Raw genomic sequence first — 585 nt, forward strand, 5'->3', positions numbered from 1 at the left:
CCGGCGCTCTGCACCTTCTGGCCGTGGGCGTTGGCCTGCTCGTAAATCACCTGGAAGTTACGACCCAACTGGGTGATGAACTCCTGGCAGGCCACCGAACCGGCGCCACCCCAGAAGTCACCAGCGGCCAGCACATCGCGAACGATGGACTGGTGCTCGGCCTCCAACGACGCCGCCTGGGCGCGAATCGTCGCGCCGTGGGCGTCCACATCGCCAAACTGGTAATTGATGGTCATGTTTACGTCCTTTCAAGTCTTGGAAGTTGTTGGACGACAGCGCCGTTGGGCTAGCTGCCGAGGATCTGCTGCGAGGCCTGCTCTTGCTGCTCGTAGTTGTTGGCGTCGCGGATCAGCCCGTCACGCACACCGTGCAGCATGTTCACGATGTTGCGGAAGGCCTGATTCATCTGACCCATGGTGTCGTAGGAGGTCGCCTGCGCCTGGCCACTCCAGCCGGCACCGGCGATGTTCATCGACGACGCCCACATCTTGCGGGCCTCGTCCTCAACGGTCTGCGCGTGGACCTCGAAACGGCCCGCCATCGCCCGCATCTCGTGCGGGTCGGTCATAAAACGTGTTGCCATGT

Annotated in this window: 2 protein-coding genes; both read right to left on the minus strand. The window is 62.6% G+C overall.

Going from position 1 to position 585, the window contains the following annotated elements; genetic code table 11:
- Window positions 1-236 (minus strand): WXG100 family type VII secretion target (locus A5705_RS14980; protein WP_067883426.1); only part of this gene is annotated, 236 nt, incomplete at its 3' end.
- Between the two features lie 50 nt (window positions 237-286).
- The gene (locus A5705_RS14985) at window positions 287-583 is read right to left on the minus strand and encodes a WXG100 family type VII secretion target (protein ID WP_066914021.1); all 297 of its coding nucleotides are present in this window, start codon (window positions 581-583) and stop codon (window positions 287-289) included.
- Window positions 584-585: the final 2 nt, after the last annotated feature.

It is taken from the genome of Mycobacterium sp. E787 (assembly GCF_001668725.1).
In the GTDB taxonomy this organism is placed as follows: Bacteria; Actinomycetota; Actinomycetes; order Mycobacteriales; family Mycobacteriaceae; genus Mycobacterium.